Here is a 17,729-nt window from a genome sequence, read left to right on the forward strand (position 1 = left end):
GGGATACTATGGAAGTTTACTCAGATAATAAAATAAATGAAGGGGCTAAAAGGTTTTCTATATTAATAGCTTTTTTTTGCTTTGCGCCGTTCCAAATAGGTAATGCTTTTTCTTCTGAATACTATATTCCTCAGTTTTTTTGTTGGTCTATGTTTTTAATGACATGTATTGTTCCGTTGTATACATTTTCTAGTTATGGGATGAGTTTGATTAACAAAAGAGTTGAATTTGGTTTGTTGGGACTATTCTACTTGTTATTTAATATTTCAATGTTAATCATGGAGCCTGTAATTACAAGTTCTAAGAAAATCTTTGACATTAACTTTTATATGTTCATTATTCTGATTTTAACATATTTTTTTGGTGTTTTTTTTGGTGCTTTTTTCAGTAATAAAAATAAATTTCATAATAAAAATTATATTTTGGTTAGAGGTAATGAAATTGAACTTAGAAAAGTAGATGTATTTGGTGCTCTAAGCCTTCAAAGAATGCCTTTTCTAAGAGCTCCATTAAAAAAGATGCGAAATGCGTTGTATGTTGTTGCCTTTTTCGTTGGGACCGGTGGCGCTGGTGTTGGTATGGGGATAGCGGAACTGCTCAAACGTTCTGATATTATTAGTCCTGAAGTAGGAGTTCATTCCGTTCTGTTTTTCAGCCTTGGTATGCCTGTACTATTCACATTTGGAGTGTTGACTTACTCGATGGTCGCTTATCTGCTTGAGTGGCGGAAGCTGATTGCTGGCATAGAGAAAGAGTTTGGTGGGCATAAAATCATCTTCAACTCTCAAAAAAAGTCTTATAAGAAGATTAGAGAGATACTAGATTCCAAAGAATAATTCAAAAAACGTATATTAAGAAACCAGTTAGACAATTGTTTTTACCGCTGGATAAAACAAAGCCGCTGAGATTATCAGCGGCTTTGTTGTTTTAACTCGGTATCTAATTACTTAGCAGTTTGCGGACGTGGCTTACGACGTTGTCCTGATGGCTTATTGCCTGACGGTTTACCGTTTGAAGGCTTTGTGCCAGCTGGCTTGCCGCTGTTAGACTTGCGGTTACCTGATGGTTTGCCACCGTTACCGTTTTTATTTGCGCCCGGTTTGTTCGCTCCAGACTGGTTGCTATTCGGCTTGTTACCGCTTGGCTTGCCGTTTGAACGAGCTTGACCGTCACGATTGCCTTTTGGTTTACCAGCGCCGCCTTTAGCTGCTTCACCCTTGCCGTTTTTGTTGTCGCTGTTGAAGCGACGCTTTGGTTTGTTGTTACCGCCGCTGTTTTTCTTCTCAGCGGTTTGACTGTTTTCACCTTCTGCTTTTGGCTTCTTAGGCTTTTTCGGTTTCTTAGGCTTGATTGGGCGAGTATCCAATTTAGATTCTGGAACCACATTGGTTGGTGCAAAGCCCGCTAGCTCTTTACGTGGAAGCAGTTGTTGAATCAAACGTTCGATGGCAAAAAGCTCTGATGCTTCAAGTGCGCACACTAGAGAAATCGCTTTACCAACTTCTCCAGCACGGCCTGTACGACCGATACGGTGAACGTAATCTTCTGCCACTTTTGGTAGCTCGAAGTTAACCACTTGAGGAAGCTGAGGAATATCGATACCGCGTGCGGCGATGTCTGTTGCTACCAGCACACGAATCTCGCCAGATTTAAAATCAGCCAACGCTTTAGTACGAGCACCTTGGCTCTTGTTACCGTGGATCGCTGCCGCTGGTAGCTTTTCGTCCACTAAGAATTTCGCCAGGCGGTTTGCACCGTGTTTAGTGCGAGTGAAGACCAGTACTTGTTTCCAATCACCATCTTTGATCAGTTTTACCAGCATCGGTGCTTTCTTCTTCACGTCTGATGGGTAAATGCTTTGCTCTACAGTGCGTGCTGTCGAGTTTGCAGGGTTCACTGAAATCTCAATCGGGTTGTTCACAAGGCCTTTCGCAAGGTCACGAATCTCATTCGAGAATGTCGCAGAGAACAGTAGGTTTTGACGTTGCTTAGGCAGCAAATCAAGAATCTTACGAATGTCGCGGATGAAGCCCATATCCAGCATGCGGTCCGCTTCGTCCAATACGAGTACTTCTAGTTGGTCGAACTTCACCGCGTTTTGGCTGTAAAGATCCATCAAGCGGCCTGGGGTTGCAACCAATACGTCAGCACCTTTACGTAGACGCTGCATTTGTGGGTTGATCTTAACACCACCGAACACAACAGCACTGTTTAGCGATAGGTGACGGCTGTACATGAACACGTTTTCTTGTACTTGAGCTGCAAGTTCACGCGTGGGTGTAAGAATAAGTGCACGAACGTGATTACTACGAACGCGAGGGCCGTTTGACAAGCGTTCTAGGATTGGCAGCGTAAAGCCCGCTGTTTTACCCGTACCAGTCTGCGCTGCTGCCATGACGTCTTTCCCTTCCAGAATTGCAGGAATTGCTTGAGCCTGAATTGGCGAAGGGGTGTCGTAGCCTTTTTCCTGAATAGCTTTAAGGATTGGAGCAGATAGACCTAACGAGGTAAAACCCATATGTATGATTCTCAATTGTTGAGTTAGATAACAAGGCGTCGAATTTATGTGCGACGCGAAAAGTGCGCCATTCTGAGGCTTTTAGCCGTCGGCTTCAACTATTTCTGTTACCGATGAATAGTTGATCCAGATCTCACTTCCGAATCGGTGACAGCGGCTGGGGATGACCTCTCTGAGTTTTTAAAATAGGTGGAGGAGGGACTTTATTGATGCTGTTACTATATTTTTCTTTTGAATCATAAGCTTTGGTTGTTTTTCAATGTCTCAGTGAAAGTCAGAGACTTGGTAGTTCAGCTCACTTATCCAAAATTCATTGTCTAGGTGGGCTTGCATCATTCTTTTTTGTTGTCCGTTTTCTAGAGTAATAAGATAGAGTCCGGACGTGAGTCCTTCGACCATATAAAAGCCATCCTTTTCTATTTTGCTTGAGAATTCTATATCGTTGGCAATGTGTTTGAAATGGAGATAGCTGTAGTCTTCAAGTGGGCCTTCGATTACTCCATCAATACCAAAAGAGGCGATCAAGACCACGGATATTTGTGTAACCCCCGCTTGGCGAGTATTGACTAGAATGGGATTGTGTTGCGTTGTTAAGTTGAGGTCGAGGGCACTCTCATCAACATGGATAGAAAGGTTATCGTGGGCAGGAACTTGATGGAAAACAAACTCGCCGTTTTCATCACTCATCGCGAATTGGTCAAGCACACGCAAATTGACATTTGGGATCACGTTGCCTTGTTGATCGACGACGGTGCCGACGAGCTTGGCATAACTGTATTTGCTCCAATCTAATATTTCGGCAATGTTGTCGTCGAAATGGCTGCGAATCCCGGCCTCCGTAGTAAGCTCAATACCATAATGTTCGTGGTTGCCGAACAGTTTTATTTTGAAGTTTGAGTTTACGCGTGCTTCTAACGTTGCGGATAATTCAACATCGTTATTGGTATAACTGGCAGACAGGTTCGACATCACTTCTTCAAAATACTGCCCATAGTTAATCCAGCAATCGGTACAAATATTTCGCAACGAAGCTTCAGTTTGTTCAAGAGAACCGGATTTATCCCATGCCCCTTTTACACGCCATGAGGTATCAGAAAAGCCATTCTTGGCGAGCTCAATAGTATGTAAAAAGTCGTCGATATTTTCTATCTGGTCGCGTGTGTAATTGGATTCAACGCGGAGAAAAAGGTTACGTGCAACTTTTGCACTGAGTTGAGGTGAGATTTGGTACTTATCATCTTCACGTCTTAAATCAAGGTAGGCGTTATAGTAAGGGCCTGAAAAGCTGTATTTTAAAGCGTCATACAACTCGGAATTCCGCGTGAAATTCACCGTCTTGTTGAGCTCTAAGCTTAACGATTGTGTGCGACCAAACTGCATATCCAACTCAATAGGAAAACGTTGTAATTCAGGAATCCAGCCCACATGCATTGCAAGCCAGTGGCGTGGGAGATAGCGTGTTTGGAAAGCCAAGAGCGTGTCGTGGTCTGCAATTAACGCGGTGCTGCCAAAAGTGAGGTAATCATCAATGCCATATTCCAAAATACCTGCGCCAACTTTTGCCTTTTCAAAGTCGGCGATGAGATCTATCCCCCATTGCCCTTTTGGAAGGAAGCCACCATCCAAACCTGCGATAATTACTTCCTCTTGCTGCCAAACACCTTTGGCCAAGTAATAACGGAAAGTGAGAGTATCGCTCGGTGCAATGTTACTTTCTTCTATCACAAACCGACCAAAATCATCAGAGCGATATGAGCTTTGATAAACCCCGTTGACTAAAAGATCGATGTTGATGTTTGGCTGGGTTGTCCTTTCCAATTGAAGGTTGCCAAATTTTGGCACCGTTTTGTGGTTGGAGTAGTGAAAGCCATTTTCGAGAATCACAGGATTCGAGTAGAGACCACCATCCAATAACACATGTCCAAGTTCAACTCGGTTGTGGTTGTCTGGTTGAGCGATTGTGATGTTGTAGTATGCCACTGGATGATCTTCTCGTGAATCTACAGACATTTGGCCAATCCAATTTTCTGTACTCAATAGAGAATCGGAGAGCAGGTGTCCTCCCTCCTTGTTATCGCTCTCATATGACGCGGTTGCGGAAAGGCGAGTGGAAAAGCCCAACGTTGATAGCGGTCTGACTGAGGGTTGTCGCGTCAACTGTTCGAGTCGTTTGGCTCTATCTCGAGAATCACGTTTGAGTTTTTGAATTTCCTCCTCTAATTCAGAGGGGGATTTATAGCTCTTGTCGATGATGAGTTGGTAGTCTTCGATATACCAACGAGCTTTAACGGGTAAGCAGTCATTAAGGCTACGCCAATGGATAAGCCATTCCTCTTCATAAAAAAGGATCTGGATAGGTTGTTGCGTTGAATTTGATCGGTAACATACGTGACGGCTTAGGTCGATAATGAAAGCGGGGGTTTCTCGTGCCACGTCTTGCGGTAGGTGTATTTCACAACGCTTATGAACGCAGTTTCCGTGCATTTCCAATAAGTAAGCAATACTGCTCTCGATAGGCAGGTAGGGCTGTTCCTCGTCATCCATCATAACACGATAAAAACTGTCCCCCACATTACCCAAACGAACCTCGATGTGAGCAGGATACAAGGCTAACTGCGATGGTTCGTTGGCGAATAACGGAAAAGATAGGGCGAAGATCATTGACAAGCACAGCCCAATGTAACGTAGTCTCATTCTCGTTAGATTGGGCTTAGTACGTGAATCGATGTAAGGGAGGTTACAAGGTGCATTCGTGTAGTGATTGTTCGTCTTGTGTGATAAGAATCTTACTCTTGGCCGGAAGTCGTTTCACGAGCTCAGATTGTCGAAGCAATACCAGCCTCTCTTGATGATTATCGGTGTTGAGCATCGCATTAAATTGATATCTGCCTTTGTTTTGGATGCGTAACTCACCTTGTTTACATTGGATGGATACGTCTTGTTGAACCTCGCCGCGTTGTGCGTAAACTGGGATGTAGCTGTTTACTCGGAAGTCGAGAGCAAAAGAGGGCCCAGAGCTTTGAGCGTCTGCGGTTTGGCTTTGAACCAAAGTGATAGGAGAGAACCACAAGTAAGCTCTATATTCGCCGTTGTCTTTATCTGCTGGTAAAGCGCTAAACCTCAAGCGAATCGTACGTCGTTGGTTTGGCTTTAACTCCCGAATGATCGGCGGAGATACTTTGCTCCACTTTGCAATATCTTCCGTTTGCGCGATGTCTTTGTCGGTGCGGGTGACACCTCTCGAAGTGATAGGGCGATAAACTGGCTTAATTTCAAGCCTAATGGGTTTGTCTGAGTTGTTTTCTACGATGATCTTCTCTGTCACTGATTGATCCGCATTCAGCACCAAACGGGTGGGAGCAATCAGCAATTGCGCATAGCTGGGGAATGAGACAAATATTGTCGTGAGTAATAGAACTAGGTGCTTCATCGATAATTAACCTCAAAAGGAATGGTGCCAGAGTAGCTGCCTGCTGGAAATTTTGCGCCTATCCGAATTTTTGCGCCGATACACAACAATTTGCTTCTTCCGTTGCTGTTTATTTTTGAGCGCCCGCGTTTAGATAAACCACACCCATAAAAAATTCGACGAACCTTAATTTTTCGAGATGATTTGTCATGATTAAGGTATTGGTTGTTAGGTACGGTGACGGTAATTTTTCGTCCCGGCTCACCGTCTACATAAAAACGGACAACGTAAAGTTGACTGTGGGTTGGGTTGGAAACTGCATTTTGACCTCGTCCAGATAAATATATTCCTGGGAAAGTGATATCCATATTTTCTGGGACGATCGTCAATGCCAAGCAACTTTGATGAGTTAATAAAAATAACCCTAAATAAAAAGCGACTTTTAATGGCATGATATTCTTATTTTGATAATGGCGGCATTAAAACATTTCCGCCATTTCATTAAATAATACTATTGATTACTGGTAAGTAACATCAACTGGAACGCTAGCAGAGTACGTACCTGCGACAAGCGTTGCTGTTGATACTTGTGCTGTGCCACCAATTTTAAGTTCAGCAGTTCCACCTGTTAGTGTCAACGCAGGAGAGAAGTCGAAGGTTGCTGCAACGTTGTTTGCGCCATTTACAAGGTTAGTACCAGAGATAGCAACATCAACCACTTCGCCAGCGCCGCCGTCGATAGTGAATGTTGCAGCGCCCGCATCACCTTGGGCAATGACAACATCTGTTGTACGGTCTGATGTGATAATACCGAAATCAAGATTAGACGTTCTGGTCATAGTGATCGCTTGTTTTACTTCTAACGTTGCGTCGAAAGTATCGCTAACGGCAAAAGCATTCATTGATGAAAAGGTGATAGCAGATAGCGCAGTAACTTTTACAAATGTATTCATTTCTTTACCTGTTGTGTTTTGGTTTGAGTAAAATATTCTTATATATGAGACAAATAACTAGGGGTTGGTATATTTGTCAGTTGAATAAAATAAACAGAAAGCATAGCTTGTAAAAATATTTCTATAATTAGATACTTTATATATAAATAAGTTGAACAGCGGTCACATAAGCTATTAGCGGTTACTAATTAAGCTGGTATTATATTGTGGATAAAAAATTTAAATAAATTAACCATGTAAATAATGTGTAGTTATTAGTTGCATAAAAATAAGGTGAATATTATTCAATATAAGTATCATCAAGCTTTAATGAAGAGGATGTTAATGTAGGCTTTAATAATTAAGGTGTAGTGATTGAGACATAATTAAATTTAATCTCTGTTATAACATTAAATACTTATACCCAAGTAACCTCAAAATGCTAGGTTCAGCGAGAGTGGCTTGGTTTGTAGACGCGGCGGCGATTTAAAGGTCTAGTGGGCCTAAATCAAGAATCGGCAACAAAGTATGCAAGCCAAGGCCCTTACTATTTGTAAAGAGTGCCCTTAGGGAGCGTGTCATTGAGTCGTTTTTTTAATTAAACCAATGGCTGCGTCAAACAACTTGGAAAGAGCTGGCTATTACGCTGCGTTGTTTTCCTTGATCTCGAATCAATGACAGCGCTCTGAATCCTGCATCTTGAAGTCACTTGGGTATATAATATAGTGCTGGTGGTAAATAAGGCTCAACCCTTATGGTCGACATAAGCACTATTTGAGATGCAGTGTCGGAGAGACTTTCCCACGCTCTGTGATTCGATCTCAAAAGAGATGAGAGCTTATTATGAGAGTCTAGTCTTGCTTGGCGCGATCTAAAAAAGTTTGAGTGATGAGCTGGAACAAGGCATCCACACTCGGTCTTTGTTCAATATGGTTAAATAGGGGGGTGTGAACATCACCGCGAATATGATCGGCATGGCCACACAATTGATTGCACAGTTTTACCGGTTCAACGATCTTTTCTACGTCCGCATCAATAAGAATGCAGGCCTGAGAGAGCACCACTTGCCCGCCTCCCTTTTTCAGTAAGACTCGTTGTGCGGTTCCGACCACTTTTTGTCCATTGATGTTTAGGTTGTAGTCCCCATCACAATATGAGTTTGGTGTTGCGTGCACATCAACCTTCACACCGAGTTGTTCAAAGAACACCCCTAGGACAGAACATAAGTCGAGATACGCTTTTTTGATGTCGTATGGCTGACCTGTTGGCCAATGATAGATGTGGGATAGATTAATGATTCCAGGAACTTGTGGTACGGGTGCGCCGCCAGTTTTTCTAGAGAATAGTTTCCAGTTAGTGTCTTCAAGACCTTGTTCAAGCTCGTCTGAAATAGGCCACTTCTTACCCGCAGGAAGGACGAGTGTTGGGCTCTTCACTTGCCATAACAGTAGGACTTGAGAAAGTTGATCCGTCTGCACGAGTTTGATCAGCTCATCTTCTTTACTGAAAACATCTGCGACTTCAGTGGATTGATAGCGGATCAGTTTATTTTTGGAAGCCAAATTCAGTTCCTCTTTTCATCTGCCCTTCAGTTTTACTCCAATTTCGTCACAAAATCCAATCACAACTCTGTTTTTGTTTGAAAGTAAATGTTCATTAAAAACATTAAGTTAAAACCTTCAGGCGCAAATATCGAGTCAGGTTCATAATTTGTTTTAATGCAAATGTTGCGTATGCAACGATTGTTGTGTAATCTTTGCTTTGTACCGCTACACACATCAAATCAAAAAAGAGAATACTGCTATGAAAAAGAAACTCGCTTTAGTTCATCGACTTGCTTCTATCAGTGCCTATCTATTGATCATGAGCTTTTTCACTAGCACCGTACTGGTGGAGTTGTTTGGTAACCACCAAACCATTTTGGCAGTAAAAACCTATATTTCTTATGCGATTTGGGCAGTCGTACCATTAATGGCAATCACTGGAATTACTGGTGCTAAGATGGCACCGAATGTGAAAAAAGGGCCTTTAGCTGCGAAGAAAAAACGCATGCCTTTTGTTGCCTTGAATGGTCTGCTGATTTTGGTTCCTGCTGCAATTTACTTAAAGTACTTAGCGGGAATGGGTCAGTTTGATACCATGTTCTACATTATTCAGGGGATTGAGTTGCTTGCTGGCTTCATCAATCTTACCTTGATGACGCTGAATATTCGTGATGCTCGCGCATTAAAGGCATCAAGAAAATCAATGCTTGTGTAAAGCATAAAAAATTTTTGTTGTTCATTGCTTAAACGATAAATAGAATCCGCAGTCTATTTAATTCTAAGGCGATGAAATTATGAAAAAGTTAATGACTGGTGCAGCATTAGCAACGTTATTAACTGGTTGTGTGACGTTCCCAACACAAGAATCAGAGCAAGTAAAAGTGATTTGGGATGATGTAAATGCAATCGAAAACTGCCAACACCTTGGTACAGTAATGGGCTCAGAAGGTCACTTCTACGATTACTGGCTCCATGCAGACAAAGACATGGTTTGGGGCACATTAAACCAAATGCGCATAAAAGCAGTGGAATTGGGTGCAGACACGCTTTACTTGTATCAACCACTGGGTTTCTCAAGCTCGGTCACTATGTTCGCTAACGCGTATCAATGCCAAAACTAAGCTTGGAACAAACGAATGAAAAGCAGACTGTCGACAGTCTGCTTTTTTGCTTTATGCCCCCCAATTTTAAAGGGGGCTGCAAGGAACGACAGGACAGGCCGTTCTTGAATTTTAGTTCAAGCTTGCGGTCGCCATAGCAACGGAATCGGTAAACGATACACTGAATGCGTCATCGGTATTGAGCACTTTGGCAGGAAATTCCAAGCTTAGCTGAGTTTGAGGCGCCACTTCAGATTCTACACTGGTAATGAACTTCCGAGTTTCTCCAGGAGAAATCGTCAGGTCGCTGTTTCCCTCTGGACCAAGTTCAGCAATACCAATGGTTGCTAGGCCATTACCTTCACCATCCACCAAACTCAACAGTGATTCGGATTTGTAAATCAACTCGCCTTTATCGGTTTGGTACGCTCTGAAGGTGTTAAAGCTTGGCTGTAAATCGCCTTCTGTTGCTAAGTTGGTCACAGAGAAAGTGACATTCGAGCCGTCAAATTTTTCGACTTTGACTAAGACATTCGCATCTTGATAACGAGCGGCTGCCGCAGCGGTTGCCAGCTCTTTCTGTCTTTGTTTCTCTCGTTCAACTTCAGCGATACGCGCTTCTTCCTCTGCAATACGTGTTTCTGCCATCGCGTATGACTTATCCACCATCGCCAGTAGGGCAGGAATAGAGTAAGCAGACAAGCCCTCTAAGTGATCGAAGTCGATCTTCGCGTGAGTGGTCATGTTATTGGTCGAGAACTGACAGTGACCATCAATTAAGCTCACGAATGCGACTTCATATGTACCTTGTAACTTGCTTACTTCAACGCCGGCCTTCTCTATGTTGGCACGCACTTGTTTGATTTCTGCCAGCGACTGCTTAGGTAATGGGCCGTTTGGTGATACGTCGTTAGCCACAGAGACTAATGCTTCGGTCACGAATGGATTGTTTTTCTCTGGAACGACGGTAGTTACAAGGTTAGCTTGAGTAATATCTTCCCCAAGTAACACCGTCATTTTTTGCGATGCAGCGGTCTTATTACCGGCGAGAACGTCGCTACAGTTCGGTGAGTTGCTTGCATTTGCAGATGTTGCAGCAACGAGTGATAGCATGGCGGACAAGCCAGTGATGACGAGTCCTTTCGATGGTCGATTGTTCATCCTGATAACCCCTCTGGAATATGATGCGCTCAGCTAACGTTTGTTGCCCAACTTAGTTGGGATAGCGACATTCAGAATGGTTGTAGTTGCGTCCTCGCCACGTTCATCTTCACAAGACTGTTTAGTTGGCTTTTTCTGCCCAACTCTAAATCGCGATAAGCCGTCACGATCAAAAGTGTTTGAATTCGTCGATGATGCTACAAGGTCGATGTCTTTTTTCTGAAAGATAGACGTAACTTTTCCAAGCTTCAAATCCGTGATCGAGATCTATTTTTTGCGATGGTGCGAGGATCAAGAGAAAACAGACACTTAACGTAGAGAGTTGATTTTGAGAGAAAAAAATAAATTTTTTTTGGAACTTTTTGAAACGCTGCCTTTGAGACTTAATTCGCATCTCAAAGGCAGGTGTTTGGAAATCAAGGCGTAATTTTGACTACAGTGCGTTTAATACGTCCGCCAAACGGGTCACGGCAACTGTCAATTCTTCTGGTGTAGCGTTTGTAAAGTTTAAGCGCAGCGCTGCTTTTACTGCTGAGCCCTCTGGGTAGAATACAGGACTTGGTACAACGGCAACGCCGTTAGCCAACAATGATTTGGCCAGTTCAAACGTATCGCATTCTGGGATCTCTACCCATACGAACATACCACCATCAACAGGCTTAAGGACGCAACTTGCTGGAAGCTGTTTTTCTAGCTCTGCATACATCACATCGTAGCGAGACTTGTACAATTCACAGATGGTGGTGATGTGGGTGGCAAAGTTGTCATGTTGAAGCAAGCCGTGCAGTAGGGCTTGCATCGGTACGCTTGAGTGCAAATCGGCACCTTGTTTGATTTTAATCAGCGGTTCTAGGTAGCTAGTTTTACCCGTAACCACACCAATACGAAGGCCTGGCGATGCAATCTTAGAGAATGAACGTAGTACGATAGAGTTCTGTGGACAGAAATCAGAAACCAAAGGCAAAGCTTCACCAGAGAAACGCAGCTCGCGGTACGGTGCATCTTCGATAAATGCCACATTGTATTGAATACAAAGCTCTGCAACTTTTTGACGTGTTTCTAGTGCCCAGCATACGCCTGTTGGGTTATGGAAATCTGGCACCGCATAGAACATCTTCGGCTTTTGCTCAGCGAAGCACTGTTCTAGCTCTTCAAGGTTTGGACCGAACTCTGTTTGAGAAACAGTCACGATGTTTGCTTGAACCAAGCCAAACACCTGCATCGCACCAAGGTAGCTTGGGGCTTCCATTACGACTTTGTCACCCGGGTTCACATAAGCACGCGCAATCAAATCCAAACCTTGCTGAGAGCCAGTCGTTACCATTGCGCTGTGCGTGTCTGGCAACTGGAAGTAATCCGTCAAGAAATTAAGCAGAGGTGTGTAACCGGCCGTCGAACCGTATTGGAAAACCTCAGGCATGTTTGCGAGATTTTCCAGTGTTGGTTTCATTAAATCGATTGGGAAGGTCTTCTCGTCTGGCAAACCGCCAGCAAGCGAGATGACGTTTTTATCGCTAGCGGCAGCGAGGATCTCTCGAATGTACGATGACTTTACTTGTTGTAGTGACTGTGCGATTTCCATGTGTTGTGTTTCTCGTATTTTTTAATTTTGGTTTTATTCAGAAGATAGTACATGGGATTTGCTAACTTAAGTGTGTCCATTTATGCTGTTAAACATGTCCATTTATGCTATTTCAATCAAACGCTAAATTATGAGTCAGCAACAGGTTTCCAGAATCAATGACGTACTGTTCTACATTCACCAAGACATTAGCAGAGAATTATCCGCTAAAGAGTTGGCTGATGTAGCAGCGTATTCTGAGCAGCATTTCCACCGTATTTTTAAAGAGGTGGTGGGGGAGTCGATTCATCAATACATTCGTCGTACGCGAATGGAATACGCTGCAAACCAGTTGATGTTCGATACCAAATCGTCGGTATTAGAGATTGCCAATAAGTGCGGTTTCAGTTCGGTATCGTCATTCAGCCGTGCCTTTAAATCCACATTTGATATGTCGCCCGGTGCTTGGCGTAAGCATGATTTGCATGTCGCGGAAAAGCCGTATCTCAAAGATCCAGAAGTGGCGGCGGGTTATCATCGCGTCGCCAAGCGTGCTTTACCAGATCCTAAAGTTGTCGAAGTGCCACAGCGGTTTGCGGCTTATGTTCGTCACGAGGGGTATAACCGTTCGATTCGCAATGCTTGGCTGGTGTTAAAAGCGTGGGCCAACTCTGAGAACCGAGACTTCTCTACGCAATATGGTTTGCATCATTCCAACCCGGCTTGGGTTGAGTTGGACAAATGTCGTTACGTGGCGTGCATGGCCATTGATAAACCGCTTAAGTATCGCGGAGTGGTGAACCAGATGACCATTCCGGGTGGCTTACATGCGGTGTTCAGGTTGACTGGTGTGTATGGTGAGCTGCTGCCTCAAATCAGCATGGTGTTGGAGAAATGGTTACCAAACTCGGGGTTCAAGCAACGCTCGACTCCTGCGTATGTGCATTATCATCAAAACCACTTTTTAAATCATGAAGAAGCGTTTGAATTAGATTTCTACTTGCCTATCAGTTTCTTCTAACAATTTCTTTTAAAAAGCTTTGCTTCACGTTCAATGCTTTACTATTGTGTTAGATGAAAATGCCCGGCATTGACGTCGGACTTTATAGAATAAGTTGAAAATGAAATGAATATAGAACATCTCAAGCTTTTCGTTCGTTTGGCATCAACGCACAACATCAGCATGGCAGGACAAGAGCTTGGATTATCGCCAGCCGTTGCCAGCGCCCACATCAATAAGTTGGAAGAAGGGCTAGGCGTTCGCCTTGTGCACCGAACCACACGTAAGGTCTCATTAACGGAAGAAGGTCAGGCATTTTTGCCACACGCAGAAGAAGTGCTTGCAACGGTAGAAGCGGCGCGAGGTGCGGTCGGAGTAGGTCATAGTGCACCAACCGGTACGCTCCGAGTAACGGCTCCAGCGTCGTTTGGGCGTTTGCATCTTGTGCCTGCACTCAAAGGCTTTATGGCGGCTTACCCCGAGCTTACGGTGGATTTTCGTTTCTCCGATTCCATCATTGATATGGTTGAAGGCGGGTTCGATGTCGCGATTCGTCTTGCAGAGTTGAAAGACTCAACGCTGGTGGCACGCAAATTAGCACCGGATCGCCGTATCATTGTTGCTTCACCAGAGTATTTAGAAAAGCACGGTACGCCGAAAACACCGCAAGAACTTGCTGAGCACGAATGCGTGACGCTAATGGGGCTAGACAATTGGGTGTTTGAAACCCCAGATGGTCATTATGCGATGCGCGCTTCGGGCAGCTTTAGAACCGATAACGGCGATGCGATGCGTGATGCTTGTATCGATGGACTTGGTGTGTCGATCAACTCGATTTGGAGTGTCTACAAACAGCTTCAAGCCGGTGAGTTGGTTGAAATCTTGGAAGACTACCCATTGGTGATGAACGCCAGCATTTGGGCTGTTTACCCTAGCTCACGTTTGATCGCACCTAAGGTTCGTGCCTTTATTGATTACTTTGCCGAGCATTACGGGCAGCCACCTTACTGGGAAACCGAACTGGCTACCCATCAGAAATAAACAAAAACGCTTTCCAATCGGAAAGCGTTTTTTATTGTGTTTATCTAGCGGGAAAGAGAACGACTACCAAGAGAAAGTCTGGATGACGTTGTCTTTTGCCATTGGGTTAGATGCAATCGCGTGATTGATGTTTCTCAGAAAATCCTCGCGTGAATCCAACAACCAACCTTTCTGTGGAACGATGTTGTTACCATGGTCGCCCCAGTAGAAGGTATCAATGTTCAAGTTTTCGAGTAGGTATTTCTCTTCCTCAAGCACTTGAAGTTGAGTTGGCATAATGAACTCACCATTCTTCACTTCTTGTTCCATCACCGTTCCTGGTTGAATCGCAAGTGCCATAGGCGCAATTTGCTCAGGATTGATTTGGTTCAAGATGTCTGTTGTCGCAATAATGTGTTCTTTTGAACGTTCGCGTCCACCTAGGCCAAAGATGAAAGACAGCAACACTTCAATGCCAGCTTCTTTTGCCATTGCCATGCCTTCGATCGCTTGCTCTGGTGACATGCGTTTTTTAATGCGCTCAAGAACAACGCGATCGCCAGATTCAAGGCCAGAATAGGCCATATCTAAACCCGCATCTTTCAGCTCTTTCAATTCAGCAATGGTTTTACGGCGGAAATCGTTCAATCCACTATAAAGAGAAATCTTTTTGCATTCAGGAAAGGTTGAACGCAGTTTGTCGAAGATCTTAAGCAAGTAATCCGTACGTGCCGCCATAACGTTACCATCAATCAAAAAGATCGACTCTACATGTGGGTAGATAAGACGCGCTTCTTCAATGTCTTTAAACACGTCTTCAATAGGGCGTACCTTAAAGCGTTTGTCATCAAACATGCTGCAAAACGTGCAGGTGTTGATGCTACAACCCAATGTGGTTTGGATTAAGATGCTGCGGTATTCCGGCCATGGTCGGTAAACTTTGCCCTCATAGTTCATAGTTGGATCTCCAGTTAAAAGCGGGATGATTCGATGTCATCACTCGCGAAAGATAATGGGAACGAACGCGTTTGAGTCTGGCGTTTTTCCCGATGGCTGAAGATTAACAAGAGAAGGCTTTGTTGATAATTGGCCTTTATATCAAATGAGTTTTTAGATTTTATTGAAAATGAACAATGATGGCAGTTTTATAAGCGCGAGATCAAAACGTGAGAAACAGAAACGCCAGAAATCAGTAAACAGAAACCAGTACGTAAAAATGACAACACCCAGCCGAAGCTAGGTGTTTAACAGGAAACAACTGTGTTGAATTAAGCGAGTTTAGCAATCATTGCTTCAATCGCGTCTACTACTTGTTGTGATTTGATGTCATTCAACGCATCACGATGAGGAGCGGCAAAAGCTTCAATGTCGTTGTCGAAGTACGAACCGTGCGCTTGAGCAAATTCATCCGATAGTGCGGCACGAATTAGAATGTCTGCGCCCAAACTGATGTCATTACCCGCGATACCGTAAGCGTCTTTCACCATTTTGCTGCCAAGGAATGATTTTGGATTGATGGAAACCACCATCGGGCCGACATTTTTCAACTGCAATCCCATAACGCGTGACCACATTGTCAGTGCCAATTTACTTTGAGCATAAGCTTCACCGTCTGACAGTGGTTTTTCGCCCATCAAGGCTTCGATGCTCACTGGCGCTTGTGCTGCAGAAGATAAGTTTACGACACGACCCGTGTTACCAAGTAGTGGGAGCAACTCTTTTGTCAGCATGTACGGCGCAATGGTGTTAACGGCAAAGCGTACATCAAGACCTTCTTGAGTTCTTGAGTTAGGTGTCGCGAATACGCCTGCGTTATTGATGATCACATCCAGTTTGCCAAAGCGCTCTGCCACTTCTGCAACCATCTGTTTAACGGCTTTGACTGAAGACAGATCAGCAACGATGCTTTCCACTTTGCCAGCATTCATCTCAATTAAGCCTTGCTCTACGTTTTGTAGTTTAGCCTCGTTGCGGCCATGAACAATCACGTGGTGACCATCTGCCACTAACATCTTTGCTGTTTCTAAACCAATGCCGTCTGTAGCGCCAGTAATCAGGATGATTTTTTGCATAATTGAGATTCCTCATGAAGTCGTTATGCAACAATCATAGAGTGAACAGAGTGATTAAACTATCGAGGTAAAGAGGGAAACACTTTATACGCAAAATTGAAAATCAATTTGTTATCTTTTTGTGGGCGATACGACGAATTAACCGCCCACGAAATGCTATGGTTATTTCAAGCGTTGCTTAAGATTTGAGCAGCTTGATTAACTAAAATACACTCAGCCCAAGAGGTCTTTATGTTAGGCGAAAATCACTCATTAACTCATGAATTCCCAGAACATTTGGATACCATCAATCAGCTGACAGCAAGTGACGCCTCGTTTGCTGAAAACGCTAAAAGCTACAACTCTCTCGATAAAGAAATCCGCGAACTAGAATTGCGAGGAAACCCACTCGACGACCATGAAATGAACACACTTAAACATAATCGTGCGGAGCTAAAAGACTGGCTTTACACAAAAATTATGAGCGCATAATTAAGACTGTGACTCCATGGATGGCGGCTCGAATTTCGAGCCGTTTTTTATGCCGTTTTTATACTGGTTCTACACGCTACTCGACAGGTAAGTGCCCTGTCTTTACCCAGATGATCGTCTCTTGATCAACAAAAGGAAAATGCTCGCTCATGTGTGGGTTGCGTAACCACGTATGCTGGGGGTAGTGACCTAATTCATCATTAAACTCACCAGACAGAACAAAGATCTCTTCCCCTCCAAAATGGCGATGAGGTTGAAACTTTTCACCTTTAAGCCATTTGACCAATGCAACATGCTCGTGTTCGAAGTTGTGCAATGGCATTACCTCCAATCCACCAATACCCGGTAACCACTCGGTTTGGTTGGTATTGATGCGTACCGTTTCTAGATCGTTAGGATCAAATTGATTAAGTTTCACTAAGATCACGCAACCATCTTTGCTGAATGGGGCATGTTGGCTTCCCGGAGGGTTTCGTAGGTAAGTTCCCGCTGGGTAATCGCCATGTTCGTCAGAAAACACCCCTTCGAGCACCAGTATCTCTTCTCCATATGGGTGAGGGTGGGGCGAAAACTGTGAATTTGGCTCATAACGCACCACGCTGGTGGTGTGCCCTGATTCTTTGGCTTCTCGTTCTAGTGGCTTTCGCCAAACGCCTAATGCTGGGCTGGCAATCCAATCTTGTTGTGCGGTGTTAATCACCAGCCGTTGTGAAAAATCCATGTTTAACATTGCTTGTTACCGGTGTCAGTCATGTTTGGAATAAATATATACCCAAGTGACTTCAAGATGCAGGATTCAGAGCGTTGTCACTGATTCAAGTTCAAGGAAAACAACGCAGCGTAATAGCAAGCTCTTTCCAAGTTGTTTGACGATGAAATTGCGTCAGTGACACGCTCCCAAAGGGCGAGTTGCCTTGGCTTGTATGCTTCGTTAACAATTT

General features: G+C 43.9%; 18 protein-coding genes. 6 read left to right on the plus strand and 12 right to left on the minus strand.

Annotation, left to right across the window (positions count from 1 at the left end; genetic code table 11):
• Positions 1 to 8 precede the first annotated feature (8 nt).
• A complete protein-coding gene (locus BCT11_RS08030) occupies positions 9 to 836 on the plus strand; it encodes a hypothetical protein (RefSeq protein ID WP_102387883.1) in 828 nt (275 codons plus the stop codon).
• A 107-nt stretch (positions 837 to 943) separates the two neighbouring features.
• On the opposite strand, the gene BCT11_RS08035 is transcribed toward BCT11_RS08030, so the two are convergent.
• The 6 genes from BCT11_RS08035 to BCT11_RS08060 all read right to left on the minus strand — a co-directional run bounded on the left by BCT11_RS08035 (position 944) and on the right by BCT11_RS08060 (position 8,421).
• On the minus strand, positions 944 to 2,518 hold the full coding sequence (locus BCT11_RS08035) for a DEAD/DEAH box helicase (protein ID WP_102387884.1): 1,575 nt from the start codon (positions 2,516 to 2,518) through the stop codon (positions 944 to 946).
• Between the two features lie 264 nt (positions 2,519 to 2,782).
• A complete protein-coding gene (locus tag BCT11_RS08040) occupies positions 2,783 to 5,179 on the minus strand; it encodes a carboxypeptidase-like regulatory domain-containing protein (protein WP_241908999.1) in 2,397 nt (798 codons plus the stop codon).
• 76 nt (positions 5,180 to 5,255) lie between these two features.
• Positions 5,256 to 5,948 (minus strand): molecular chaperone, encoded by a 693-nt coding sequence (locus BCT11_RS08045; protein ID WP_102387885.1) that lies wholly within the window; start codon positions 5,946 to 5,948, stop codon positions 5,256 to 5,258.
• On the minus strand, positions 5,945 to 6,379 hold the full coding sequence (locus BCT11_RS08050; RefSeq protein ID WP_102387886.1) for a DUF4402 domain-containing protein: 435 nt from the start codon (positions 6,377 to 6,379) through the stop codon (positions 5,945 to 5,947). The genes BCT11_RS08045 and BCT11_RS08050 overlap by 4 nt, the downstream gene beginning before the upstream one ends.
• 66 nt (positions 6,380 to 6,445) lie before the next feature.
• Entirely contained in the window at positions 6,446 to 6,880 is a 435-nt protein-coding gene (locus BCT11_RS08055) for a DUF4402 domain-containing protein (protein ID WP_038865086.1), read from the minus strand.
• 830 nt (positions 6,881 to 7,710) lie between these two features.
• Positions 7,711 to 8,421, minus strand: a complete 711-nt coding sequence (locus tag BCT11_RS08060) for a lipoate--protein ligase (protein WP_102387887.1) — start codon at positions 8,419 to 8,421, stop codon at positions 7,711 to 7,713.
• Positions 8,422 to 8,662: 241 nt separating this feature from the next.
• Between BCT11_RS08060 and BCT11_RS08065 the strand changes: the two genes are divergently transcribed.
• On the plus strand, positions 8,663 to 9,118 hold the full coding sequence (locus BCT11_RS08065; protein ID WP_038865089.1) for a hypothetical protein: 456 nt from the start codon (positions 8,663 to 8,665) through the stop codon (positions 9,116 to 9,118).
• Between the two features lie 79 nt (positions 9,119 to 9,197).
• Complete coding sequence (locus BCT11_RS08070) at positions 9,198 to 9,524, plus strand: DUF4156 domain-containing protein (RefSeq protein ID WP_038865090.1); 327 nt, start codon at positions 9,198 to 9,200, stop codon at positions 9,522 to 9,524.
• Between the two features lie 111 nt (positions 9,525 to 9,635).
• On the opposite strand, the gene BCT11_RS08075 is transcribed toward BCT11_RS08070, so the two are convergent.
• The 3 genes from BCT11_RS08075 to BCT11_RS08080 all read right to left on the minus strand — a co-directional run bounded on the left by BCT11_RS08075 (position 9,636) and on the right by BCT11_RS08080 (position 12,246).
• Entirely contained in the window at positions 9,636 to 10,664 is a 1,029-nt protein-coding gene (locus tag BCT11_RS08075; protein ID WP_042602148.1) for a hypothetical protein, read from the minus strand.
• Positions 10,665 to 10,697: 33 nt separating this feature from the next.
• Positions 10,698 to 10,916 (minus strand): hypothetical protein, encoded by a 219-nt coding sequence (locus BCT11_RS28025; protein WP_039974807.1) that lies wholly within the window; start codon positions 10,914 to 10,916, stop codon positions 10,698 to 10,700.
• 181 nt (positions 10,917 to 11,097) lie between these two features.
• Complete coding sequence (locus BCT11_RS08080) at positions 11,098 to 12,246, minus strand: PLP-dependent aminotransferase family protein (RefSeq protein WP_102387888.1); 1,149 nt, start codon at positions 12,244 to 12,246, stop codon at positions 11,098 to 11,100.
• 130 nt (positions 12,247 to 12,376) lie between these two features.
• Between BCT11_RS08080 and BCT11_RS08085 the strand changes: the two genes are divergently transcribed.
• Positions 12,377 to 13,246 (plus strand): helix-turn-helix domain-containing protein, encoded by an 870-nt coding sequence (locus BCT11_RS08085; protein ID WP_038882412.1) that lies wholly within the window; start codon positions 12,377 to 12,379, stop codon positions 13,244 to 13,246.
• 105 nt (positions 13,247 to 13,351) lie between these two features.
• On the plus strand, positions 13,352 to 14,266 hold the full coding sequence (locus BCT11_RS08090) for a LysR family transcriptional regulator (protein WP_042602152.1): 915 nt from the start codon (positions 13,352 to 13,354) through the stop codon (positions 14,264 to 14,266).
• Between the two features lie 63 nt (positions 14,267 to 14,329).
• Here the strand turns inward: BCT11_RS08090 and BCT11_RS08095 are convergent, their stop codons facing one another.
• A complete protein-coding gene (locus BCT11_RS08095) occupies positions 14,330 to 15,202 on the minus strand; it encodes a radical SAM protein (protein WP_038882409.1) in 873 nt (290 codons plus the stop codon).
• 311 nt (positions 15,203 to 15,513) lie between these two features.
• Positions 15,514 to 16,317, minus strand: coding sequence for an SDR family NAD(P)-dependent oxidoreductase (locus tag BCT11_RS08100; protein ID WP_045407959.1), 804 nt, complete (start codon positions 16,315 to 16,317; stop codon positions 15,514 to 15,516).
• A gap of 231 nt (positions 16,318 to 16,548) precedes the next feature.
• Between BCT11_RS08100 and BCT11_RS08105 the strand changes: the two genes are divergently transcribed.
• Entirely contained in the window at positions 16,549 to 16,788 is a 240-nt protein-coding gene (locus tag BCT11_RS08105) for a YdcH family protein (protein ID WP_038865100.1), read from the plus strand.
• A gap of 76 nt (positions 16,789 to 16,864) precedes the next feature.
• On the opposite strand, the gene BCT11_RS08110 is transcribed toward BCT11_RS08105, so the two are convergent.
• A complete protein-coding gene (locus BCT11_RS08110; RefSeq protein ID WP_063344511.1) occupies positions 16,865 to 17,518 on the minus strand; it encodes a cupin domain-containing protein in 654 nt (217 codons plus the stop codon).
• Positions 17,519 to 17,729: the final 211 nt, after the last annotated feature.

It is taken from the genome of Vibrio sp. 10N.222.52.B12 (assembly GCF_002875385.1).
Lineage (GTDB): Bacteria > Pseudomonadota > Gammaproteobacteria > Enterobacterales > Vibrionaceae > Vibrio > Vibrio jasicida.